The sequence below is a fragment of the Streptomyces sp. 7N604 genome (assembly GCF_052245475.1).
In the GTDB taxonomy this organism is placed as follows: domain Bacteria; phylum Actinomycetota; class Actinomycetes; order Streptomycetales; family Streptomycetaceae; genus Streptomyces.
The window spans coordinates 144,344-167,891 of the sequence record NZ_JBQQBX010000013.1 but is presented as its reverse complement, the minus strand read 5'-3'; the positions used below and the strand labels follow the sequence as shown (position 1 = coordinate 167,891).

19 protein-coding genes and 1 tRNA gene are annotated in these 23,548 nt (G+C 73.1%); 12 read left to right on the top strand and 8 right to left on the bottom strand.

The features are described from left to right. Nucleotides 1–31 precede the first annotated feature (31 nt). Nucleotides 32–574, top strand: coding sequence for a hypothetical protein (locus tag ACTWP8_RS16450; RefSeq protein ID WP_443322903.1), 543 nt, complete (start codon nt 32–34; stop codon nt 572–574). Nucleotides 575–682: 108 nt separating this feature from the next. Here ACTWP8_RS16450 and ACTWP8_RS16445 read toward each other — a convergent pair whose 3' ends face one another. Together ACTWP8_RS16445 and ACTWP8_RS16440 are read right to left on the bottom strand one after the other, a co-directional pair. Continuing rightward, a complete protein-coding gene (locus ACTWP8_RS16445; RefSeq protein WP_443322902.1) occupies nt 683–1,537 on the bottom strand; it encodes a spermidine synthase in 855 nt (284 codons plus the stop codon). A 318-nt stretch (nt 1,538–1,855) separates the two neighbouring features. Next, entirely contained in the window at nt 1,856–2,338 is a 483-nt protein-coding gene (locus ACTWP8_RS16440) for a hypothetical protein (RefSeq protein ID WP_443322901.1), read from the bottom strand. 287 nt (nt 2,339–2,625) lie between these two features. Here ACTWP8_RS16440 and ACTWP8_RS16435 point away from each other — a divergent pair, with 287 nt between their 5' ends. Next, the gene (locus tag ACTWP8_RS16435; RefSeq protein WP_443322900.1) at nt 2,626–4,017 is read left to right on the top strand and encodes a tetratricopeptide repeat protein; all 1,392 of its coding nucleotides are present in this window, start codon (nt 2,626–2,628) and stop codon (nt 4,015–4,017) included. 386 nt (nt 4,018–4,403) lie between these two features. Here ACTWP8_RS16435 and ACTWP8_RS16430 read toward each other — a convergent pair whose 3' ends face one another. Beyond that, nucleotides 4,404–5,021, bottom strand: coding sequence for a histidine phosphatase family protein (locus ACTWP8_RS16430; RefSeq protein ID WP_443319365.1), 618 nt, complete (start codon nt 5,019–5,021; stop codon nt 4,404–4,406). A 315-nt stretch (nt 5,022–5,336) separates the two neighbouring features. Here ACTWP8_RS16430 and ACTWP8_RS16425 point away from each other — a divergent pair, with 315 nt between their 5' ends. From ACTWP8_RS16425 to ACTWP8_RS16395, 7 genes are all read left to right on the top strand, one after another. Continuing rightward, nucleotides 5,337–6,392: a phosphatase PAP2 family protein gene (locus tag ACTWP8_RS16425; RefSeq protein WP_443322899.1), complete on the top strand. Its 1,056-nt coding sequence runs from the start codon at nt 5,337–5,339 to the stop codon at nt 6,390–6,392. Next, on the top strand, nt 6,292–7,746 hold the full coding sequence (locus ACTWP8_RS16420) for a hypothetical protein (RefSeq protein WP_443322942.1): 1,455 nt from the start codon (nt 6,292–6,294) through the stop codon (nt 7,744–7,746). Before ACTWP8_RS16425 ends, ACTWP8_RS16420 begins: the two co-directional genes overlap by 101 nt. Before the next feature lie 316 nt (nt 7,747–8,062). After that, nucleotides 8,063–9,769: a hypothetical protein gene (locus ACTWP8_RS16415; RefSeq protein ID WP_443322941.1), complete on the top strand. Its 1,707-nt coding sequence runs from the start codon at nt 8,063–8,065 to the stop codon at nt 9,767–9,769. Nucleotides 9,770–10,028: 259 nt separating this feature from the next. Continuing rightward, nucleotides 10,029–11,399 (top strand): AAA family ATPase, encoded by a 1,371-nt coding sequence (locus tag ACTWP8_RS16410; RefSeq protein WP_443322898.1) that lies wholly within the window; start codon nt 10,029–10,031, stop codon nt 11,397–11,399. A gap of 218 nt (nt 11,400–11,617) precedes the next feature. After that, nucleotides 11,618–11,986: a hypothetical protein gene (locus ACTWP8_RS16405; protein WP_443322897.1), complete on the top strand. Its 369-nt coding sequence runs from the start codon at nt 11,618–11,620 to the stop codon at nt 11,984–11,986. Between the two features lie 156 nt (nt 11,987–12,142). Then, entirely contained in the window at nt 12,143–12,835 is a 693-nt protein-coding gene (locus ACTWP8_RS16400) for a bifunctional DNA primase/polymerase (protein ID WP_443322896.1), read from the top strand. A 93-nt stretch (nt 12,836–12,928) separates the two neighbouring features. Then, a tRNA-Lys gene (locus ACTWP8_RS16395) sits at nt 12,929–13,002 on the top strand. 104 nt (nt 13,003–13,106) lie between these two features. Here the strand turns inward: ACTWP8_RS16395 and ACTWP8_RS16390 are convergent. After that, nucleotides 13,107–14,348: a M6 family metalloprotease domain-containing protein gene (locus tag ACTWP8_RS16390; RefSeq protein ID WP_443315294.1), complete on the bottom strand. Its 1,242-nt coding sequence runs from the start codon at nt 14,346–14,348 to the stop codon at nt 13,107–13,109. Between the two features lie 661 nt (nt 14,349–15,009). Here ACTWP8_RS16390 and ACTWP8_RS16385 point away from each other — a divergent pair. Then, complete coding sequence (locus ACTWP8_RS16385) at nt 15,010–16,668, top strand: putative bifunctional diguanylate cyclase/phosphodiesterase (protein WP_443322940.1); 1,659 nt, start codon at nt 15,010–15,012, stop codon at nt 16,666–16,668. Nucleotides 16,669–16,863: 195 nt separating this feature from the next. On the opposite strand, the gene ACTWP8_RS16380 is transcribed toward ACTWP8_RS16385, so the two are convergent. The 3 genes from ACTWP8_RS16380 to ACTWP8_RS16370 form a co-directional block, all read right to left on the bottom strand. Continuing rightward, nucleotides 16,864–17,967 (bottom strand): LLM class flavin-dependent oxidoreductase, encoded by a 1,104-nt coding sequence (locus tag ACTWP8_RS16380; RefSeq protein WP_443322895.1) that lies wholly within the window; start codon nt 17,965–17,967, stop codon nt 16,864–16,866. A gap of 364 nt (nt 17,968–18,331) precedes the next feature. After that, the gene (locus tag ACTWP8_RS16375) at nt 18,332–19,087 is read right to left on the bottom strand and encodes a maleate cis-trans isomerase family protein (RefSeq protein WP_443322894.1); all 756 of its coding nucleotides are present in this window, start codon (nt 19,085–19,087) and stop codon (nt 18,332–18,334) included. A gap of 204 nt (nt 19,088–19,291) precedes the next feature. Then, nucleotides 19,292–20,263, bottom strand: a complete 972-nt coding sequence (locus tag ACTWP8_RS16370) for a maleate cis-trans isomerase family protein (RefSeq protein WP_443322893.1) — start codon at nt 20,261–20,263, stop codon at nt 19,292–19,294. A 224-nt stretch (nt 20,264–20,487) separates the two neighbouring features. Here ACTWP8_RS16370 and ACTWP8_RS16365 point away from each other — a divergent pair, with 224 nt between their 5' ends. Both ACTWP8_RS16365 and ACTWP8_RS16360 read left to right on the top strand, forming a co-directional pair. Beyond that, nucleotides 20,488–21,453 carry a D-2-hydroxyacid dehydrogenase gene (locus tag ACTWP8_RS16365; RefSeq protein ID WP_443322892.1) on the top strand — a complete coding sequence of 322 codons (966 nt, stop codon included), beginning with the start codon at nt 20,488–20,490 and terminating at the stop codon, nt 21,451–21,453. A 141-nt stretch (nt 21,454–21,594) separates the two neighbouring features. Beyond that, a complete protein-coding gene (locus tag ACTWP8_RS16360; RefSeq protein WP_443322891.1) occupies nt 21,595–23,001 on the top strand; it encodes an amidase in 1,407 nt (468 codons plus the stop codon). Between the two features lie 30 nt (nt 23,002–23,031). Here ACTWP8_RS16360 and ACTWP8_RS16355 read toward each other — a convergent pair whose 3' ends face one another. Beyond that, nucleotides 23,032–23,535 (bottom strand): DUF3830 family protein, encoded by a 504-nt coding sequence (locus ACTWP8_RS16355; RefSeq protein WP_443315300.1) that lies wholly within the window; start codon nt 23,533–23,535, stop codon nt 23,032–23,034. Between the last annotated feature and the right edge of the window lie 13 nt (nt 23,536–23,548).

Sequence of the window (23,548 nt, the reverse complement as noted above, 5' to 3'; positions counted from 1 at the left end):
AGAATCGGCCACGTGCGGCAGTATGAGCGTGATGCAACGAGGACTGGTTCACGCCGTAGCGTGGTCGCTCGCCACGGGCGCTGCGGTCACGCTGTCGTGGTGGGGCGTCCACACCGTGCTCGCCGGCACGGCGTACGACCCGCCGCGCGCGCTTCCCATAGCCGGCGACGCAACCGGGCGTGCGGAGGCCGCGGGCGGCGCCGAGCCACAGTCCTCTTCCACCCAGCGCCCCAAGCCGTCGTCGCCCTCCCCCTCCAAGCCCCGCAGACCGTCCGGGACACCCGAGAACCGCGACACCCCGCCGCCGCGCACCACCACCCCGAGTTCCCCTTCCGCCGCGCCGTCCGCGAGCGGCGACGTGAAGAGCTACAACGTGACCGGGGGCCGGGTCGTCTTCGAAATGAACGAAGATTACGCGGAGTTGGTCTCGGCGACGCCCGACTCGAGCTGGCAGATGCAGGTCTGGAAGCAGTCCGAGTGGATCCGGGTGAACTTCACCAGAGGCGCGAACACGACATCGGTCTTCTGTACCTGGAACGGCCACCCGCCGACCGTCCAGGTCGTCGAGGAATGACCCGATGGCCGCCGATCCGGCAGCGGCCAACGCGGGCGCGGATCAATGATCGCAGATCACTGGCGCGGATCACTGGCGCGGATCACTGACACGGACCGCTGGTGCTGATCACTCAAAGGTCTTCTCCGGCGGGGCGGGTGACGGCCGCGCCGCATCATCGCTCACCGGCGCCGCACCGCCCGCGAAGTCCAGCAGCGCCCTGCCGTGCTCCACGCGCGCGGGGTGTGGGTCCCCCGCGGCCCTGCGGGTCAGCTCGGCGACCGGCAGCTCGCGGTCCGAGGCCAGCAGGACGGCGTTGCCGAACCGGCGCCCGCGCAGCACGGCCGGGTCGGCCATCAGGCACATCTCGGGGAAAACTGTTCCTACGGTGGCGATCTGGGCCCGGAGGTGCGCGAGCGGCGGCCCGTCGGCGAGGTTCGCCGCGTAGAAGCCGCCGGGCCGCAGCGCTCTCCGTACCTCGGCCGCGAACTCCGCGCTGGTGAGATGAGCGGGCGTACGGGCCCCGCTGAAGACGTCCAGGATGACGAGATCGGCCCAGCCTTCGGGGACCTTGCCGAGCCCCGCCCGCGCGTCCCCGCCCCGTACCCGTATCCGCCAGCCGCTCTCCAGCGGCAGCTCGCGCCGTACGAACCGGGCCAGCCGGGCGTCGAGTTCGACGACCTGCTGGGTGGAGCGGGGGCGGGTCGCGGCGACGTACCGGGCGAGTGTGAAGGCGCCGCCGCCCAGGTGCAGGGCCTGGACGGGGCGGCCGGGCGGCGCGGTCAGATCGGCGATGTGACCGAGCCTGCGCTGGTACTCGAAGTCGAGGTACGCGGGGTCGTCGAGGTCCACGTGGGACTGGGGGGCGCCGTCGATGAGCAGCGTACGGGCGCGCGGCCGGTCACGGTCGGGGACGAGCTCGGCGACACCGCCGTCCACCTCTTCGGTGACGGCTTCCGCGCGACGCCGCCTGCCCTTCGCCATGCCCCCAGTATCCCCGGGGGCGGGCGGCCAGGTTTCCGAGAGGGGCTCACGAGCGGCCGGGTTCCCCTGCGGCGGGGTTCCGGACGGCCAGATCCCCGGGCAGCCGGGTTCCGGGCGGCGGGGTTCCGGGCGGCGGGGTTCCGGGCGGCGGGGTTCCCGGGCAGCCGGGTTCCGGGCGGCGGGGTTCCGGGCGGCGGGGTTCCCGGGCAGCCGGGTTCCGGGCGGCGGGGTTCCGGGCGGCGGGGTTCCCGGGCAGCCGGGTTCGCAGGAGCCAGGGTTCCCGGGCGGCCGGTGGCGGCTGAGCGGCCGAAGGGTCGCTCACCTGCAGCGGTCGGCGGCCTCGATCAGGCGTGCCGCTTCGCCCAGCGCGGCGCGGAGCACGGCCGGGTCGGTGACGGCGCCGTCTCCGACCGGCGGCACGAGCCAACCGGTGCCCGCGACGGGAGGTTCCGCGGCCGTCGGCAGCCCGCGCCCGAAGGTCTGGGTGCACGCACTGCCGGGCAGGTCCCAGCCGGCCGCGGTGCCGGGCGGTACCAGGAAGCCGAGCGTGTCGCAGTCCCCGGTTGGCTCGTGCAGCACGGCGCCGACGGCGCCCGGCTCCTCGTCCGGGCCGCAGTAAGCGCCGCCGGGGTCGGTGGCCCGGCGCAGGATGTCCACCGCCTCCAGGCCCTGACGGGCCGGAACGGTCACGAGATCGCACCCCAGGGCGGCATCGGGAGCCGGGCTCGGGCTGCGGTCCGGGCTGGGGCCATGCTGGGCAGTCGTCTGCGAACCACTGACGTCCACGTCGGCCTCCGCCAAGAGAAACCCCTCCTCCGGAAGTGAGCAGCGTCGCTCCTTCTTCAAGGGTTCAACGCGGTTGCGGCGTCAACGGCTACGGCGGCACGCCGCCGCAAAGGATGGCAGTTCATGGCGGATCGTGGGTGAGATATCCGGTTTGTAGCCAAACCCTGGGTACTTGCTTCGTCACAACGGGTACGGTCGTGCCTCGCCGGTCCGCGCGGCGGGGCGCGTGCGCGTAAGGGCCGGCAGCAATTGAACCCCGCCCCTTACGGGGGGCGGAGCACCGCCAGGGAGAGGGCTCGGCCATGGCGACGCCGTCAGCGTCTTCGTCATCGTCCTCGCGGGGCTTCGCCGCGCGCCCCGCGCCGCGGCCGAACACGGCCTTCCGGCAGCTGCGCGGCCCGCTGTCACCGGGCGAGTTCGCGGCGGCCGTACGCCGTGCGGCCCGCGACATCGGGGAGCAGGTCGCCTGCGACGCGCGCTACATCGGGCGCGTCGAGTCCGGGGAGATCCGCTGCCCCAACTACGCCTACGAGCGCGTGTTCCGGCACATGTTCCCGGACCACTCGCTCGCGGACATGGGCTTCGCGCCGCGCGAAGAAGTCCGCGGACGGGGGGCGCGCGCGAGCGGCGCCGTGCCCCCGGCCAGGACCGAACCCGATCCACCTGTCACCACTCACGAGGAGAGCGACGTGCTGCGTCGCGCATTCATGACCGGCGGCCCGGCCGCCCTTGCGGCCGGCTCCCTGGGGCTGGGCGCCGATTCCCTGGGGCTGGGCTTCGCCCGCCCGCCGCGCCGCGTCGGAGAGTCCGAGGCGACGGCCGTCGAGGAGGCCGTACGGCGCATCCGGCTGCTCGACGACCGGCACGGCGCCGACGGCCTCTACCGGCGGGCCGCCCAGCCGCTGCGCACCGCCTACGCGCTGCTCGACGCGGGCACCCAGCGCCAGTCGACGGCCGACCGGCTGCAAGCCGGGGCCGGTGAACTCGCCGTCTCCGTGGGCTGGCTGGCCCACGACTCGGGCCGCTTCGCGGATGCCCGCTCGCACTACGGCGAGGCGCTCGCTACGGCGCGCGTCGCGAGCGACCCGGCTCTGGAGGCCCACGCCTTCTGCAACACGGCCTTCCTCGCGCGCGATGCGGGGCGCCCGCGCGAGGCCGTACGTGCCGCCCAGGCCGCGCAGCGCGCCGCCCGGCACCTGTCGTCGCCCCGGCTGCTGTCGCTCCTCGCCCTGCGCGAGGCCGGGGGCAGGGCGGGCCTCGGCGACCGCAAGGAGTGCGAGGAAGCGCTGCTGCGCGCCCATACGCTGTTCGGGCGCGGGCCCTCGGACGCCGATCCGGAGTGGATGTCCTTCTACGGCGAGGCCGAACTGGAGGGGCTCGAAGCGCAGTGCTGGTCGGCACTCGGGCAGTGGGGGCGCGCGGCGGACCACGCGCGCCGCGCGGTGGCGCTGCAGGATCCTCACTTCGCGCGCAACACGGCGCTGTTCACCGCGGAGTTGGCGGGAAACCTCGCGCGGAGCGGGGCTCCGGATGAAGCGGCGCACGCGGGTCAGCGCGTACTGCGGCTGCTGGACGAAGTCCAGTCGTCCCGCATCCGCGCGATGCTGGACAGCACGGCGGCTCTCCTCCGCCGCCACGACGGCTCCCCGCCGGTGGCCGACTTCCTCGACCTCCACGCCGCCCGCGACACCTGACGCACCCAGTCTTGGCGGCGCCGATGCGCCGACCTTTCCCGCATTGCAGCGGGCGGGTGGGGACCGAAGCCGCGCGGGCGCCGGGCCGGGGGGCGTGATGTGAGAGCGCATCAGGGGACCCTTCCCCGCGTGCTCCGGCCGTCCCGCGGGGAGAGGAACCGCCCCTCGCCGACCTGGCGTTGAGCGAAGTCAGGGCCGTGCGGCACGAGGTGTACGGAGCGCGCTGCCCCGCGGCCCATAGCGAGGCTCCGCGCGCGCGTCCCTTCCCCGAACCAGGGCTCTGCCCCCAGGACCATGGGCGAAACCCTGGATTACGGGCGGGGAAGGGGCCCGCCTCAGGGGCCATGATCTGCCGGACACGCCGTGGGGAGGCGGGCTTGGGCACGTCAGCGCGGAGTTGCCGGTCCGGCGAGGTCGATGTGGCCCAGGTCGTTCCAGCACTCCAGCGCCGTCTCCCCGTACGCCCAACCCAGGACCGACAGCGAGGCCGGGTCCAGCTTGATGCGCGCCGCGAACGACGCGTGCCGGCCGAGCCAGCGCGCCGCCAGCACCCGCAGGATGTGCCCGTGCGCGAAGACCAGCACATCGCGGTCCGCCGAGCGCGCCCACTCCACCACCGCGTCCGCACGCCGCGCGAGCTGGTCGAGCGTCTCGCCCTCCGGCACCCCGTCGCGCCAGATGAACCAGCCCGGCCGCTGGGCCTGGATCTGGGCCTGCGTCAGGCCCTCGTACGCGCCGTAGTCCCACTCCATCAGCACGTCCCACGACTCCGCGCGGTCTCCGAATCCGGCCAGACCGCAGGTTTCCGAGGCCCGCGACAGCGGGCTCGTACGGATCTCGGCGTCCGGCAGCCCGCCGAACGGCGCCCGGTGCAGCCGCTCGCCCAGGAGCTTGGCGCCCCGCCTGCCCTCGTCCAGCAGCGGGACGTCGGTACGTCCGGTGTGCCTGCCGGACAGCGACCATTCCGTCTGTCCGTGACGGGCCAGCAGGATGCGCGGTGCCATGGGAGACCTCTCACTGAACGGGGGCTCAGCCGAGCCGAGCTGAGCTGACCTGAGCCGGATGGTGCCGTCGTGTGCTCTGCGATGACGCGTATGCGGCGTTTGTGGCGCCGTATTCCATCATCGCTCACGTACTCGGCGGTCAACCCGGCGGGCGATCTCCGCGTCTTCTTGCTCGGGCATCCGCCAACGGGGGCCGAACGGCAGGCGAACGCGACGCTGCGAAAGCAACCGGGGGCCGGTGTGTGGCGGAATCGACATACACCGTACGGTTGATGCGCGCCATACTGGCCGCCTGAACAATTGGAGAGCGTCCGGATGCCCCAGACCGCGCCCGCGCCACGCACCGGAAGAGCACGCGGCAGCCGTCCCCGCTGGTGGACCGAGCTGCCGCTGATCGTCGTGGTGTACGCCGCGTACTCGGCGGGGCGGCTGATGGCGCGCGGCGACGTCTCGACGGCCGTCGACCACGGACTGGCCATCCTGCGCGTCGAGAAACTGCTGCACATCAACGCGGAGCATCCGCTCAACCGGCTCTTCACCGAGCACGCGGCACTCGGCATACCCGCCGACTTCGCGTACGCCTCGCTGCATTACCTCGTCACCCCGGCGATCCTCGTCTGGCTGTGGAAGCGCCGCCCGTCGCACTACCGAATAGCCCGTACCTGGCTGCTGGTCTCGACCCTCATAGGGCTGGTCGGCTTCACCCTTCTCCCGACCTGCCCGCCCCGGCTGCTCGCCGCCGGCCACGGCTTCGTGGACACGATGTCGCAGTACGGCTCGTACGGCTGGTGGGGCGGTGAGGCGAGCGCGCCGCGCGGGCTCGGCGGGCTGACCAACCAGTACGCGGCGATGCCGAGCCTGCATGTGGGGTGGTCGCTGTGGTGCGGAGTGATGCTCTGGCGGTGCGGGCGGGGGCGGCCCGCCAAGGTGGCCGGTGTCGCGTATCCGCTGGTCACCACCGTGGTGGTGATGGGCACCGCGAACCACTACTTCCTCGACGCGGCCGCCGGTGCGGCGGTCATGGGGCTGGGTCTGGCCCTGGCGCGCCCTGCGCTGCGGCTCGCCGACGGAGTCCGCGACCGCGTGGGCAAACGTTCCTCCGCTCCGACGGGATCCCCGGCCGACTCCATGACGGAATCCCCGGCCGAACCCCTGGCCGAACCCCTGGCCGAATCCTTGGCCGAATTCCCTGTCGGCACCGGAACCGCCCCGATTGTCAGTGACGGATGCGAGACTTCGGCGGGTGAACGGATCCCTCGACAGCCGGGCCGTGGCGGCCACCCCGACGACACCGCCGCCACCGTCGTCGGCAGCGCTGCCACCGCGCGCCCTGCCGCGGCCGACGACGGCGCTCCGGCAGCGGCTCGCTGAGCTGCGCGGGCCCACCGCGCCACCGCACGCGCTGGACGCCCGCGCCCTCGCCGCGCTCGCCGCCAACCCCGGCTGCCGCCGCCGCGCGCTGCTGGACGGCGCCGGGGTGGACAAGGCGGCGCTCGCGCGTGCGCTGGGCACGCCCGCCACTTTCGGCCAGTCGCAGTTCGCCTTCGTGCGCGGCAACGCCTTCGAGGCGCGGATCCAGGCGGACGGCGGCGCGGAGCTGATGCGGCTGCTGCACGAACGCCTCGGCGCGGGCGCGGATCCCGCCGGGGAGGTGTCCGTCCCCGACCTGTCGGCCGCGGGCCCCGAGGGGCGGGCGGCCCGTACGCGCCTCGCCCTGGAGGAGGCGACGGCAGCAGGGCGATGGTCGCTGCTGTTCCACCCCATGGTGGTGCTCGAGGTGGCGGGCTCGCCCGCCTATCTGGAGCCGGACGCGGTGGCGGTGCACCCGGACGGCAGCTGGACGGTCGTGGAGGTCAAGTCCTTCCCGGTGGTGGACGGTTCGGCCGACGCGGCCAAGGTGGGCGCGGCCGCCCGGCAGGCGGCCGTATACGTCCTGGCGCTCGAGCGCCTGGCCTCGGCGGTGGTCGAGTCGGCCGACGACGCTCGCGTATGGCACACCGTGCTGCTGGTCTGCCCCAAGGACTTCTCCAATCTGCCCACGGCGGAGCCGGTGGACGTACGCAAGCAACTGGCCGTCACCAGGCGCCAGCTGGCGCGGCTCACCCGTATCGAGGAGATCGCCGCCGCGCTGCCCGAAGGCACCACGTTCGATCTCCGTCTGTCCGACGACGGCAGAACGCCGACCCGCCCCGCGGAGGAGCTGGCGGCGGCCGTCGAGTCGGTCGCGGCGGCGTACACACCCGACTGCCTGGCCGCCTGCGAACTCGCCTTCCACTGCCGAGCCCAGGCCCGCGCGGCGGGCGCGGTCGAAGCGCTGGGCCGCGGAGCCCGCGGCGAACTCGGCACCCTCACAACGGTGGAATCGGCCCTCACAGCAGCCCTGAGGGAGGGCGACCCGTGCAGCCCGGAGACCCCGGAGGTCCCGGACGCCGCGGCGTCCGGCCCCGCAGTTGTGAACCCCGGCACCACTGCTGCCGCCGCCGAGCCCTTGGACACCGATTCTCCGGACGCCGGGACTTCGACCACCGGCACTCCCGGCACCACGACTGCGGGCCCCGGACCCTCGAACACCGGGGCTCAAGGCGCCGAAACTTCGGGCGCCAGGGTCTCGGGCGTCGTGACGAGCGGCGATCCCGCCGTCGACGCTCTCCGCCGCGCGGCGGCGCTCCGCGCCGAGGCGCTGGCTGCGTCCGGCGCCGACCGGGGAGGCGCGCCGTGGCGCTGACATCCCGGCGCCAGTGCGCCACCGAACGTCGCGGGGTTCCGCCCGTCCAGCCTTCTTCTTCGGGCGCTGCGCGCCCTTTTGAGGGCGGGCGGGTGGGAAGTGCCGCGCCGAAGGCGCCGCGGCTGTGCGAGGCACTCGGCGCCCGCTGCGCCGCAGGCACCGCGCCCAAGGAGCGGCGGCGGTGCGAGGCGCCCTGCGCTCGGTGGTGCGCGAGGCGCGTGCCTTCGTGGTACCGGGCAGGGGGCGGCGCAAGGCGGGGCGGCGGGCACGCCCCGGCCCCGCGCGCCACGTACCGTCCTCCCCGACCGGAGGTCGCATGTCGCTGATCACGACACTGGCCCAGCTCGAGGCCGTGCAGGCCGGGCGGGCGCAGCCGAAGGCGACCGTGCGGCACCGCCATGTGTCCGCCCGGCCCCTCGCGTTCGCGCCGCTGACGACCGCCGGTGAGGCGGGTGCCCCGCTCGGCGCGCTCGTCGGCACCGAGCGGGACGCCCCGCGGCTGCTCGTCGTGCCCCAACCGCGCGACCGCGACCTGCGGTTCGCCTTCCTCGCCGAGCTGGCGGAGGCCGTGCTGCCGTACCTCGAGTCGTACGCGGACGGCGTCGAGACCGCGGAGCGCAAGGAGACCGACCCGGAGACCGGCAAGAAGGTGCCGGTCGAGGTCGAGCTGTGCTCGGACGCGCCGCAGCTGCTGGTCCCGAGCTCCGCAGGCGTGGAGTTCGTACGGCTGCTGGGCCGGTCGATGCGGTTCCGCCGCACCGCCGAGCAGGACCCGGACACCCCGTATCCGGCCCCCGCGCGCGTGCCGCTGCTCGGCCGCTGGCTGACGCACTACGGCGAGCGGTCCCGCGTCCCCGGGTCCTCGCTGCTGCTGTCCATGACCGAGCTGCTGTCCCGCCACTGGGCGACCGGGCAGAGCGATCTGGAGGACCAGCACCTGGGCGCGCTCCTCGCCTGGATCGACCCGCCGGACGGGGAGTCGGGCGCGGACGCGGCCCTGCGCGCCGAGCTGGAGCGCGGCCCCGACGGGCTGCTGCTGTGCCCGCCCGCCGGTCCCGCGACCGACCCGGTCTTCGACAACAAGCGGCTGGCACCGGCCATGGCCCGCTACGACGCGGCACGCGCGGCGGACGAGCAGAGAGCCGACCAACCCAATACGGACCGACCGCACGCGGACCAACCGAACAGCTACCAACCCAACACCGGCCAACCGAACACCGACCAACCGAACACCGAGAGACCCAACGCTGCCCAACCCAGCGCAAACCAACCCAACAGCCGCGCCCGCGCGGAGGCGGAGATCCGGCAGCTCGTCGCCTCCCAGCTGCGCCCCACCTGGGACGCCCTGTGGCGCGGCGTGGACCTGCTGCGCGCGCTCCCGGAAGGCGCCCGCGTGCCCGACCGCTGGAAGCGGGACCGCTGGTCGTACACCGGCCACCGCGATCGCGTACGCGCCGGTGAACCACCGCAGCCGAAGCGGGACGACGCGGTCACCGCCGCGCAGAAGCTGGCGGCGCGGGAGACGGCGCAGGCGCTGCTCGACGCGCAGGAGGCGCTGGACGACCCGCTGATCATGGCGGGGCGGCGGCTGGCGGGCGAGGCGTTCGCGGGCGCGGTGACCGAGGTGGTCATGGCGTACAGCGAGGCCAAGGTGCCGCGCCCCCGCCCCCTCGTCACCGTCCGCACGGACGACCGGCCGCATCTGGCCGAGTCCGCGAAGGTGTACCGCGCGCTGGCGGACGGCAAGACGCAGACGGCGGAGTTCGTGTCGTACGAGCCGGGCGCGCTTGTGGTGCGTCTGACCGGCGGGATGGGGCGGGGCAAGGTCCCGGTGCCGGGCTCGGTGCCGGAGGAGGGCGACCGCGTGTGCTGGACGCTGTTCGAGCACGCCCCCCGCGGCGGCCCCGAGTTGCCGGACCCGGAGGAGACCCCTTGGACACACGGCGGCCCACCAGCCGCCTCCTCCGGCGCGGAAGCCGCCGCCGACCGCCCTGACCCCGTGACCTCGGAGGACTACCTGTGACCGGTACTCGGCCGCCCCTGGGGCCGCGGCCCGCGATCCGGATCGAGCCGGGCCCCGCCGCCCCATACCCATACCCGTCCCCGTCCCCGCGCGCCGTCCGCGGCCCGCGCGCCGTCCGCCGCCCGCGCGCCGTTCACGGCCCGTCCGCCGCCCGCCGCCCGTCCGCCGCCCGCGGCACCTCCCCCGAGCAGAGCCCGTCTGCCGCGCCCCGGCAGGCCCACGCGCGCGTCCGAGCGGCCGCTCCCGCGGAGGGTGCGCGGTGACGGGGGACAGCATCCCGGCGGCGCCCGAATTCGATCCCGGAGCCGCCGCGGCGCGCGCGACGGACGCGATCCTGCACGACACGCTGCACGGCACGCACCGCGGCGTCGTCGTGGACTCGCCGCCCGGTGCGGGCAAGTCGACCCTCGTCGTGCGGGCGGCCCGCGAGCTGGCCGCCGCCGGGCGCCCGCTGATGATCGTGGCGCAGACGAACGCGCAGGTGGACGATCTCGCCGACCGGCTCGCGACGGCCGACCCCGACCTCCCCGTGGGCAGGCTGCACAGCAGCGAGCCGCACCCGTACGACCCGGTTCTCGACCAGCACCCCTCCGTCGTCAAGTCCGCGAAGGCCGCCGACCTGGCGGGGCTCGAGATCGTCATCTCGACCGCCGCCAAGTGGGCCCACACCAAGGCAGTCGAGCCGTGGCGGCACGCGATCGTCGACGAGGCGTACCAGATGCGGTCGGACGCCCTGCTGGCCGTAGCGGGCCTGTTCGAGCGGGCGCTGTTCGTCGGCGACCCGGGCCAGCTGGACCCGTTCAGCGTGGTGGGCGCCGAGCAGTGGGCGGGCCTGTCGTACGACCCGTCGGCGAGCGCCGTGAGCACACTGCTGGCCCACAACCCGGATCTGCCGCAGCACCGCCTGCCCGTGTCGTGGCGGCTGCCCGCCTCGGCCGCGCCGCTCATCTCGGACGCCTTCTATCCCTACACGCCGTTCCGCAGCGGTACGGACCACGGCGACCGGCGGCTGTCGTTCGGCGTGCCGTCGGACGGCTCGGCGGCCGACCGGGTGCTGGACGAGGCGGCCGAGTCGGGCTGGGGCCTTCTGGAGCTGCCCGCGCGGCGCACGCCGCGCACGGACCCGGAGGCGGTACGGGCCGTGGCGCTGGTGGTGCGGCGGCTGCTGGACCGGGGCGGCGCGGCGACCAGCGAGCTCGCCGAGCAGCCCGTACCGCTGACCGCCGACCGGATCGCGGTCGGTACGGCGCACCGCGACCAGGCGGCGGCCGTGCGGGCCGCGCTCGCGGAGCTGGGGGTCTCGGGAGTGGCGGTGGACACGGCGAACCGGCTGCAGGGCCGGGAGTTCGATGTGACAGTGGTGCTGCACCCGCTGTCGGGGCGACCGGATGCGACGGCCTTCCATCTCGAGACGGGCAGGCTGTGCGTACTGGCGTCTCGACACCGGCACGCGTGCGTCGTGGTGTGCCGGGCGGGGGTGGCCGAGCTACTGGACGAGCATCCGTCGACGGAACCGGTGCAGCTGGGGGTGACGGTGAAATTTCCGGATGGCTGGGAGGCGAACCACGCGGTGTTCTCGCACCTCGCGGAACACCGAGTGCCATGGCCCGGCGGGCAGTCCCCGGGGTGAGGGCCGCGGTGCCGAGGACCGCGGTGCTGAGGACCGCGGTGCTGAGGACCGCGGTGCTGAGGACCGCGGTGCTGAGGCCGAAGGGAACCAACCGGTGGCCTTCTTCCGCCCCGCACTTGCCAAGCGCGGGACAATAGAGGGCGGCGGGAGCCTGAGCTCATGGGCACAGGCCATGTGAAGCGATCGATCGATCGAGGAAGAGCGTCGGAGGTAGATCAATGTCGGAGCCGCGGCCGGCTCATCATCGGGCGGACGACGCGCAGCGACGGCTGCGGCCCGCGGCGCTGCTGTTCGAGCCCCCGGAGGCCCTGGAGGACGAGGAGCACTTCTTCGACCTGGAGTCGATGGAGGATCCGGGCGAACTGCTGGCCAGGTCCACGGAGCTGGCGGTGGCGTTCCAGGAGGCCGCCGACCGCGCGACGGAGTTCCAGGCCATCGCCGCCGCCCAGCTCGCCGACCCCAAGCGGTTCGACCGGCTCTCCCCCGCCGTGATCGCGGAGCGCGCGGACTGGAGCGAGGACTACGCCCGGAAGATGATCGAGTTCGGCCGCGATCTGCTGGAGGGCGGCGGCCTGGCCGCCGAGTAGCGGCGACGGCGTCCGCGACGCGGCCACCTACCCCCGCGCTGAGTGCGTGACCCCACACGCCGAGTGCCGGGACACAGTACGCCTCCACGTCCCGCTGTGTCCGGATTTCCAGCAAAGCCGGGAGCGGAACCGTTCCTCCGCGTAGGTGTGTATGCCATGAGCGATTGGCAGCGGGACACCCGGCACCTCGATACCCGGCACCGCCTCGACACCCACCACCGCCTCGACGTCCTCGGCGCCGTAGGCGCCGAGAGCGCCAGATGCGGCCGGAGTGCCGTACGCGCCCAGAGGACCGTAGGCACCGCCCAGCCGCAGGGCACCGCGGACGGGGTCACGCCCGCCGGAGCCGACTGGCTCGCCTCGGCGGGCCCGTTCCCCCGCAGCACGCTCGCCCTCTGGTCCGCTCGCCCCACCGCCCCCGTCGTACTGCCCTGTGGCACCGCATTCGACGTGATCAACGCCCCCGCCGTCTTCGGCCGCCGGATGCTGGACCGCCTGTGGTCCGAGGGCCCCGGGTCGGGACCGGTGGCGGCGCACCGCGGCCGGATGCTGCTCTTCGCCGCGCCCGGCACCGCCCACCGGCTCCCCGCGCAGCTCGACTGGGTGGGGCCCGCGGCGAAGTCAGGGGGAAGGTGGAGCGACGTGGTGCCACCGCTCCTGTGCCATGGCGCAGGGGACGCGGTGACCGTGCCGCCCGTGAGCCCGCCCCCTTCGGGCGGCGAGACGGCGGGGAACGGCTCGCGCTGGCTGGTCGCCCCCGACGTGCGGCACCCGTGGCTGCCGGGCACCGAAGTCATGCTCTGGGCCTGCGTCCAGGCCGTGCGCGGCGACGCCCCGGTGGCCGGCTGAGGCCCCGCTCAGGCCCCTGAGCGGCCTCCGCGGACCCCGGAAATTATCGATTTTCTTTCCGCCGGACCAGGATGCTAATGTCTTCCACGTCGGGCGCCGCTAGCTCAGTTGGTTAGAGCAGCTGACTCTTAATCAGCGGGTCCGGGGTTCGAGTCCCTGGCGGCGCACTTACGGTTCCACCGTTGACCTGGGCTTTCTCGCTCTGCGAGGGAGCCCTTCGTCATGTCCGCGGCCTTCACGTGCCCGGCTCGTACGCGATCAGGCGCGCCCCTCACGGCAGGGTGGCCCGTACCGTCCAGCGCCCGCCCTCGTCTGTGCCCAGCACCTCCACCGCCACCCCGCTGTCCCGGTCGGTCAGCCGCTCCCCCACCCCCAGCGGCGCGTCCGCCAGCGGCGGGAAGACCGAGGCGGCCGGGCAGGCAGCGGACCTCGGGTGCCCGTCGAGGATCTCGACCGGTCCGCCGCCCGAGGCCACCCCGCTGCGCACCCGGTAGACCAGGACACCCTCCGTGCAGGTCTCGCTGTCGTTGCCGTGCGCCTCGCGGACCTCGGCCGCGATCGCCGTCGCCGCGCCCGTGCGGATCACCAGCAGCCGGGTGCCGCCGTCCGAGCCCCGGCGGGGCGGGGCGGCGAGCGCATCCAGGCTGTGCACGCTCGTACCGCTCTTCTCCACGCAGCCGACCTGGCCGCGGTTCAGCCAGCCCAGCTTCCACTTGTGCCAGCCGAGGGGCTCTGGCGCGAGCCCGAACTGGCTGCCCATGAGGTCCCAGTCGCCCACGTACGTGTCCCAGTCACTCTTGCCGTCCCTGGGCCGGTGGTAGAGGTCGGGCAGGTCGAAGACGTGCCCGGTCTCGTGGGCGAGGACATTGCGGTCGGGCGGGTGCTCCTCGAAGACGGTGACGACCCGGCGCAGCTGGGTGCCGTCGGCCCGGAGCGGCTGCTCGAAGTTGACGACCTTCGTCGCGTCGGAGTCGACACCCGGCGCGTCCGGGTCCGCGACCAGATACACGACGTCGTACCGGGCGAAGTTCACCCGGCGGTCGGCCGCCCCGATGGCGTCGCGCAGATAGTCGGAGCGCCGCTTCGGGTCCCAGTCGCGCTGTATCCCGTACGAGGTCGAGGTCTCCGGCATCCGGACCCAGGCGCGCACCGGGTCGGTATCCAGCCTGAACCGCCCGTACGAGGCGCGCGCGAAGAAGCGGGAGGTGTCGGGGAAGTAGTCGGCGGCCAGGTCATCCGGGGCCACCTGCGGCTTCGAGTCGGGGAAGGACAGGAAGACCATGACCGCGTGGAGCCTGTGCAGGGGCCGCGGATAGGCGCTGTTCCAGGTGTCGACGCCCTCGGAGTGGTGATCGTCGGTGCGCGCCAGTGCGCAGGGGCCCGCGGCGCTGACCGCGGTGGCCGGACCCGCGACGAGCGACGTGGCGATCACCGCGGTGAGGGAGGTGAAGGCGGCGGCGAAGGTACGCAGCCGCGACCGGTCCACTCGCCCGGGTGTCTGCGGACGCGGCACGTCGACCTCCCGGCTGGAATCGGGACACCTCATCCACTTTGTGGGTTTTTGTCCACTGGTGCCCTGTTCCGGTGGCCCGGTCGAGTGAGCCGCACGAGCATGTTCATACATAACAGAAAGTCACTGGCGGTCAGCGCTGCATCAGGGTCGCGCAGGAGGAGTGCAGAAACGATCGACCGGTCGTCACGGGTGCCCGGCGTCACGGACGGAGCTACTGGAAGGGCCGTCTCGAAGGCCTCTATGATCGCCACATTTCCAGCGCGGATTCCTCCATGGGCGGTCGTTCGCCGACGGCCGGACCACCTCACGAATCTGTACGTGACGAGTGCACTTGCGGGAGCGACCGGTGAGCGAATCCCCCGACGGACCGGTCCACGGACCTGGCATCACGCCGCCGATGATCACGGAGCGTAGCCAGATGCGCCGCCGTCGGCTCGCGGACCCGGCCGCCGGAGCCCGTGACTCGCCGGCCCACGAGGCCCGGGCTGGTGAGACCGGAACACGTGAGGCCGGAACACGTGAGACCGGGGCACGTGACTCGCCGGCCCGTGAGGCCCGGGCCGTTGAGACCCGGTCCCGTGAGGCTGAGGCCCGTGGAGCCCGGGCTAGCGAAGCCCGGGCCCGTGACATCCAGGCAGCGTTCAACGCCGCGCGGCTCGCCATGGCCGTGGTCGGCCGCGACGGCCGGGTGGTCAGCGCCAACCACGCGCTCGCGGCGCTGCTGGGTACCGATCCGGCCCGGCTCGCCGACGAGGCCGCCGCCGACCTCGTCGACCTCTGTCACGACTCCCGTACCTGGACCGCGTACGGCGAGGTGCTGCGCGGGCGCGCCGAACCCCTCCGCTGCACACGCCGTCTCAAGGGCCCGGACGGCCAGTCTCTGTGGACGGAGGTCACGGTCGCGCCCCTCCCGGACAGCGGCAGTGCGCTGCTGTCGGTCGCGGACATCAGCGACCGGCGCGACCTTCAGGCCAGGCTGCGCCATCTGCAGATGCACGATCCGGTGACGCGGCTGCCCAACCGGGCGCTCTTCTTCGAGCGGCTCGCAGCGGCGCTCGGCCCCGACGCGTACGACCGCGGGGGCACCACCGGCCGGATCGGGCTCTGCTATCTCGACCTCGACGGCTTCAAGGCGGTCAACGACACGCTCGGGCACCGCGTGGGCGACGAGCTGCTGAGCGCCGTAGCCCAGCGCCTGGTCCAGTGCGCGGACCATACGGGGTACGGGGGGCCGGGCGGCCATCTGGTGGCGCGGCTCGGCGGCGACGAGTTCGCCGTGCTGGTGGAGGACTCCACCGGTACGGAGCAGGTGGCGGCGCTGGCCCGTGCCGTACTGGCCTCGCTGCAGCGGCCGTTCGACCTCGCCGGGCAGCGGCTGTCGCTCTCGGCGAGCATCGGCGTGGTGGAACGTGCGGTCGCCGGGACAACGGCGACCGGGCTGATGCAGGCCGCCGACACCACGCTGTACTGGGCGAAGGCCGACGGGAAGGCCCGCTGGACGCTCTTCGACCCCGAGCGCAACGCCCACCGGATGACCCGCCAGGCGCTGTCGAGCACGCTGCGGCCCGCGGTGGAGCGCGGGGAGTTCACGCTGGAGTACCAGCCCCTGGTCGGGCTGGGCGACGGGGCCGTGCGGGGCGTCGAGGCGCTCGTACGGTGGCGGCATCCGCAGTTCGGCACGTTGGCACCGAACCGGTTCATCGGCTTGGCGGAGGAGGACGGCTCGATCGTCGAACTCGGCCGCTGGGTGCTGGCGAACGCCTGCCGCCAGGCGCGGTGCTGGCAGCTCGAGCACCCGGAGGCACCACCGGTCTTCGTCAGCGTCAACGTCGCGGTACGGCAGGTGTGGGACTCGGACCTGGTGGCGGACGTGGCCGGAATCCTGGAGGAGACCGGGCTGCCGCCCGAGCTGCTGCAGCTGGAGCTGACCGAGTCGGCGGTGATGGGGTCCGCGGGCCGCCCGCTGCAGGCCCTCCAGGCCCTCAGCGATATGGGCGTTTCGATCGCGATCGACGACTTCGGGACGGGCTACTCCAACCTCGCCTATCTCAGCCGGCTCCCGGTGTCGGTGCTCAAGCTCGACGGCTCGTTCGTCCGCGGCTTCCAGGACGAGGAGCACCCCAACCCGGCGGACGAGACGATCGTCGAGGCCATGGTGCAGCTCGCACACCGTCTGGACCTGACGGTCACCGCGGAGTGCGTGGAGAGCGCCGGCCAGGCGGAACGGCTGCGGCACATCGGCTGCGACACCGGCCAGGGCTGGTTCTACTCCCGGCCGGTGCCGGCGGACCGGATCTCCGCACTGCTCGGCGGAGGCTGAGCGGGACTCGCCGCGTCAACGGGCTTTCCTTCGCGGGATGAAGCGGCCGAAGAGCTCGAGGGGCAACGGGACCAACGGCCCGGAGCAACGGGCCCCGACCAACGGGCCCCGACCGACAGATCCCGACCCACAGGTCCCGACCCACAGGTCCCGACCGACAGGTCCTGATCAATGGGCCCGTTCAACTGGCCCGGATCAACGGGCCCCGGAGCCCGGCAACCCGTACGCCTCGGCTATCAGCTCGTACGAGCGCAGGCGCGCTGCGGGGGTGTGCGTGTTGGCCGTGATCATCAGCTCGTCGGCGCCGGTGCGCTTGGCCAGGGCGTCGAGACCGTCACGGACCTCCTCCGCTGTGCCGTGCACGACATTCGACAGCCAGCTGTCGACGAACTCCCGCTCCACCGGGCTGAACTCATACGCCTCCGCCTCCTCGGGGGAGGGGATCAGGCCGGGCCGCCCGGTGCGCAGCCGCACCATCGACAGGGCGCCCGTCAGCACCTGGCGGCGGGCCTCCTTCTCGTCCTCCGACGCCAGCGCGGAGACGCCGATCAGCGCGTACGGCTCCTGGAGCACGGCCGAAGCCCGGAAAGACTCTCGGTAGAGGTCGAGCGCGGGGATCGTGTTGGCGGCGGAAAAGTGGTGGGCGAAGGCGAACGGCAGGCCGAGCATCCCGGCGAGCCTGGCGCTGAAGCCGCTGGAGCCGAGCAGCCAGACGGGCGGCCGGGCGGGTGACTGCACCCCGCCGGGGGCGGTGGCCTGGATGGGCCCGGGCACCGCATGGATACGGCGGTACGGGTGGCCGTCCGGGAAGTCGTCGTCCAGGAACCGGATCAACTCGGCCAGCTGCTGCGGAAACTCGTCGGCACCCTCCTCCAGCCTGTCGGTGCGGCGGAGGGCGGCCGCGGTGGCGCCGTCCGTGCCGGGGGCACGGCCGAGGCCGAGGTCGATCCGGCCGGGGGCCATGGCTTCGAGCGTGCCGAACTGCTCGGCGATCACGAGCGGGGCGTGATTGGGAAGCATGACTCCGCCGGAGCCGAGCCGTATGCGGTCGGTGTGCGCGGCGAGGTAGGCGAGGATGACGGCCGGGGAGGAGCTGGCGACACCGGGCATGGAGTGGTGCTCGGCGACCCAGAAGCGGTGAAAGCCCAGCCGCTCGGCGCTCCGGGCCAGCTCGGCGCTGGTGCGGAGCGCGTCGGTGGCGGTCAGGCCGGTGCCGACGGTGGCGAGGTCGAGTACGGACAGCGGAACCGGTGCGGTTCCGGCGGCGGTGCCGCGGATGGTGTCGTGCGTGGTGGCCATGCGGCCCGCCTCCCTGGTCGATCTGCTTGCCGCAGAGGCCCAACCGGAGAGGCACTCCGGTTTATTCCCGCCGCCGGGGCGCCGCGCATCTCCTCCCCCGGCGCCTGCGGCGCGCCTTTCCCACTCACCCGCCCTTCGAACGAAGGGACTCCAACGGGCGCCGCCCGCCACCGACGGCTTGACCCCGGCCCCTTCTCCCCCGCGATACAGGAGAGCGGGCGGGCTCCGGCTGGCCCGATCGTTGGCCATCGCCTGCCCGCGGGCCGGTCGGAGGGCCCGCCTGACGGCGGGCCCGTCGGAGGCCTCCCGCCTGACCGCGGGCGGCCTCCGCTCCGCCCGGGACGCCTGCCGCGGAGACCGGCGGTCAGGCTGTCGTGAAGAGGGTGCCCAGGTTGGGGCGGGCCAGGGGGCGGTCCAGGATGCGGAGGCCCTCCCAGACCGTGACCTGGTTGGCGGTCAGCACTGGTTTGCCCAGCTCCGCCTCGAGGTCGGTGAGATACGCGGCAGTGTGCAGCGCCGTGTCCGGGAGCAGCACCGCCTGGGCATCGGGGTGGTCGCCCGCCCGGGCCAGCCGCAGCACCTCCTCGCGCCCCCAGGTGCCCACCTCCGCCGCGGTGATGATCCCGCTGCCGCGCATGGCGACGACCTCCGCGCCGGCCGCCTTGAGGAAGGCGGTGAAGTGCTCGGCCACGTCCTCGGGGTAGGTCGCGGCGATGGCGACGCGGTCGGCGCCCAAGGCCCGTAGGGCATGGGCGAAGGCGAAGGAGGTGCTGGAGGCGGGGAGCGCCGCCGTCTGCGAGAGCTCCCGCACCTGCTCCTGCGCGCCCTCCCAGCCGAAGACGAAGCTGGCGCTGGTGCAGGCCCAGACCACGGCCTGCGCCCCGCGCACCTTCAGCTCCGCGACACCCGCGGCGAGCCGGGTGGCCGATCCCATCTCCAGCAGGGCGTCCACGCGGTGGGCGTCCTCGCCGATGTCGGTGTGGACCAGGGGCAGCCGGATGTCCGACGACAGCATCGATTCGAGCCGCGGATAGTCGTCCTCCGCTGAATGTCCGGGGTACAGGAATCCCACCGCCGGTCCGGTCGCCGCGTGCGCCATCTCCACCTCCGCGTCTTTCATCGTTCGCCCCCCTCGTCCTAGTCAGCCGAGCCAGTCGCTCGTCCCGCAATCGCTCGTCGCGCGTCGCTTTGCTCAGCTCCGCGCCGCCCAACTGCTTTCAATACACTGGCGAAGGCCGCCAGGTTCCATCCCGCGCCCTCCCCCATCCGAGTGAAAGCCCCGCGCCGCCGCGTCCTGAGTCACGCCACCATCACGTCGGCACCATCACGTCGGCGTCATCCCACCCGGCTCGTCCGGGAACGGCGGAGGGTCCAGACCGTCCACCACCTCCGCGTCCGGCGCCATGCCGGGCGACCCGGCGAAGGCCGCCTCCGGTTCGGGATGCGGCCGCTGCGGTGGCTCCACCGGAGGCAGAGCCGCAGCCGCCGGCGGAGCCGACTCCACCGGAGGTGAAGGGGACGAGGGGGACGAGGAGGAGGACATCGCCGCGGGCCCACGCCGGGCCACCGGATCCAGCAGCGCCTGGTACGGCCCGACCGCCTGCTCGCCGATCCGCCGCAGCGCCGACCACATCGTCACCTGATTGGCCGACAGCACCGGCATCCGCAGCTCCGCCTCGAGCTGCGGAATCACGTCGTACGTCGGCAGGTTGGTGCAGCTGATGAAGAGCGCGTCGGCCGCGCCCACCACCGCCTGCCGCGCCATGTCCACTACGTCCCGGTATGGGACCTTCCAGATGTGCCGGGTCAGCCCGAGGTACGCGCGCCCGGTGACCGAGACGCCGCCCTCGGCGAGGTACTCCTCGAGGGTGGTCGTCACGGACCTGGTGTACGGCGTGACCAGGGCGATCCGCCTCGCGCCGATCTCGTGCAGCGCGTCGAGCAGCGCGCCCGACGTGGTCACCGCCGGCATCTCGCCGGCCTGCTCCATCGCCGCGCACATCCCGCGCTCCCCGGCCACACCGCCGACGAAGCTGCCCGAGGTGCAGGCATACGCGACGACCTCGGGCGCGACCGCGCACAGCGCCTGTACGGCCTCCCGAAGAGTCTCGTGCTCACTGACCAGCCGTGCGAGGTCGAGGCTGACCTCGACCGGCACAAAAGGGGTGCGAGTCAGATGGAGCGACACATCGTCCGGAACCCAGCGCCACAGTTCGCGATCGAGAGCGAAGTCAAACGGTGCTACGACGCCCACACCACGCTGCGGGTGTGGGCCACCCAGAAAGGAGACGTCCATTTCAAGCCCCAATGCGAACGGAGGGCTGGGCCGAGTGGCCGCAGGAAACGGCAGGTCGAGAAAGCCGGTGCACGCCGGGACGTCGGGACAGATGCGGGGCAGAAGCCCGTGTTGACGAAGGTAGTTTCTGCTCCCTAGCGTGGTCAATCCTCACATCTCAGGCCGTTCACCGCCTTCTCCAATCCGAGAGAAGCCGATCAACGTTTCGAAACGGTTTCCCGCCAATGTCCGAGAACACCCTCCTTGTCTTCGGCGCCGACCCTCCGCCGCGGCTCGACCGGATCGCCGGCCGTGCCCGCATCGTCCTCAGCGACGAGCAGTCCCTCGCCGAGCTGCTGCCGACCGCCGACGCCTTGCTGGTCTGGGACTTCACCTCCGACGCGGTACGCGACGCCTGGCCGGGCGGCGGGCCGAGACCGCGCTGGGTGCACACCGCCAGCGCGGGCGTGGACCGGCTCCTCTGCCCGGAGCTGATCGACTCCGACACCGTGGTCACCAATGCGCGCGGGGTCTTCGAGCAGCCGATCGCCGAGTACGTGGCCGGGCTCGTGGTAGCCATGGCCAAGGATTTCCATGGCACTTGGGAGCTGCAGCGGCAGCGCCGCTGGAAACACCGGGAGACGATGCGGCTGGCCGGGACCCTGGCCGTGGTCGTCGGCTCCGGGCCGATCGGCCGCGCCATCGCCCGTACTCTTGCGGGACTGGGCGTCAGGGTGGAGCTGGTCGGCCGTACGGCGCGCGAGGACGATCCGGAGTTCGGCCGGGTGCACGGCAGCGGCGCGCTGTCCGGTCTGCTGCCATCAGCCGACTGGGTGGTTTGCGCGGCTCCCCTCACAGAAGCCACGAGGGGCATGTTCGACGCCTCCGCCTTCGCCCGGATGAAGTCGTCGGCCCGCTTCATCAACGTGGGCCGCGGACCGCTTGTGGTGGAGAACGACCTGGTCGACGCGTTGCTGACGCGGACGATCGGCGGCGCGGCCCTCGACGTCTTCGAGAGCGAGCCGCTGGCCGCCGACAGCCGGATCTGGGACGTGCCGGGGCTGTTCGTCTCGCCCCACATGAGTGGCGACACGCTTGGCTGGCGGGACGCGCTCGCCGAGCAGTTCATGGACAACTTCGACCGCTGGGCGGCGGGCGAGCCGCTGCTGAACGTCGTGGACAAGAAGCTGGGGTATGTACCGGTGACCTGACCCCACCCCTGAGCCGAACCGATCCCCGAACCGAACCGATCCCGGAGCCGACTCGATCCCCCGAGCCGAACCGATCCCTGGGCCGATCCGGTCCCTGAGCCGACCCGATCCCTGAGCTGACCCGACCCGGCTGGAGGGCCGATGACCGACCTCGCCGATCTGACCGCGACCGAGCTGCTGTCCGGCTACTCCACCGGCGCCTTCTCCCCCGTGGAGGCGACCAGGGCCGCACTGGAGCGGATCGAGCGCAAGGACCCGGCCGTCAACGCCTTCGTGCGCGTCGACGCCGAGGACGCGCTCGCACGCGCCGCCGAGTCGCAGGAGCGCTGGCTCAAGCGCGAGCCAGCCGGTCTGCTCGACGGCGTACCGGTGTCGGTGAAGGACATCCTGCTGCAGCGCGGCGCGCCGACGCTCCGCGGCTCGCTGACCGTACGGGCCGAGGCGCAGCCCTGGGACGAGGACGCGCCCTCGGTGGGCCGGCTGCGCGAGCACGGCGCGGTCTTCCTGGGCAAGACGACAACACCGGAGTTCGCGTGGAAGGGCGTGACGGACAGCCCGCGGCACGGGGTGACGGGCAACCCGTACGACCCGCGGCGCACGGCGGGCGGTTCGAGCGGCGGGAGCGCCGCGGCGGTCGCGCTCGGCGCGGGACCGCTGAGCCTGGGCACGGACGGCGGGGGCTCGGTCCGTATCCCCGCGTCCTTTTGCGGGATCTTCGCGCTCAAACCCACCTACGGGAGGGTTCCGCACTACCCGGCGAGCCCCTTCGGCACGCTCGCGCACGTGGGGCCGATGACCCGCGACGCGCTGGACGCAGCGCTGCTGATGGATGTGATCACGGGCCAGGACTGGCGGGACTGGTCCCAGCTGGAGCAGGTGCGGGGGAGTTTCCGCGACGGCATCGACAGTGGCGTCGCCGGGCTGCACATCGCGTACTCGCCGAGCCTCGGCGGCCAGGTGCCGGTGGACCCGCACGTGGCCGAGGCGGTGCGGCACGCGGTGGAGCGGCTGGCCGCGCTCGGCGCGCACATCGAGGAGACCGACCCGGACTTCGCAGAACCGGTGGAGGCCTTCCACACCCTGTGGTTCAGCGGCGCCGCGCGCGTGGTGCAGCACCTGGGCGCGGAGCAGCGGGAGCTGCTCGATCCCGGACTGCGGGAGATCGTCGAGCAGGGGGCGGAGTACAGCGCGTTGGACTACCTCGCCGCGGTGGATGTGCGGATGGCCCTGGGGCAGAAGATGGGCCGGTTCCACAGCCGGTACGACCTGCTGGTGACCCCGACGCTGCCGATCACCGCCTTCGAGGCCGGCGTCGAGGTACCGAAGGGTTCCGGCCACCACCGGTGGACGGGCTGGACGCCCTTCACGTACCCCTTCAACCTGACCCAGCAGCCGGCGGCTAGCGTGCCGTGCGGGCAGGACCCGGACGGGCTGCCGATCGGCGTGCAGCTGGTGGGCGCGCGCCACGCGGACGCGCTGGTCCTGCGCGCGGCGCACGCCCTCTACGCGGACGGGGCGGCGAGCATCACCCCGCCGGGCGGAAACTGACGAGCAGCCCCGCCCGGCGGAAGCCGACGTTCACCCGGTCCGGCGGAAGTTGAGGGTCTCCCCCACCGCTCCGGCCCGCCACAGGTCCTGGCATGCCTCGGCCATCCGGTCGAGGCCGTCGACGACCGTGCCCCAGACGATGCCCGGGACCCAGCCCGCGTCCCCGTTGATCAGCAGATTGTTGCGCTCGTAGAAGAGCGCGAGATCGACGACCTGGGCCTTGCCGCGGTGCGTGGCGTGTGCCTCGTAGCCGTAGGACTTCGTCCCCAACTGCGTCTCGGTGAAGGTGAAATAGCACAGATCACCAGGGATAGGAGTGATGGTGGGGTTCTCCAGTGGCGGCTCCGCAGGGGCGAAAGGCGGCAGCAGCGCATAGATCTCATTCCGGGCGTACTTCGCGTGGTAGACGTCGCCGCCGAGCGGCAGCGCGTTCCACACCGCCTCACAGGTGATCGGGGCGCGGTCGTCCAGCAGTTTCGCCGTACAGGTGACACCGCGCTTGTCGAGCGAGACTTCGATGAAGCGGTCGGCCATCGTGGGTCCTCTC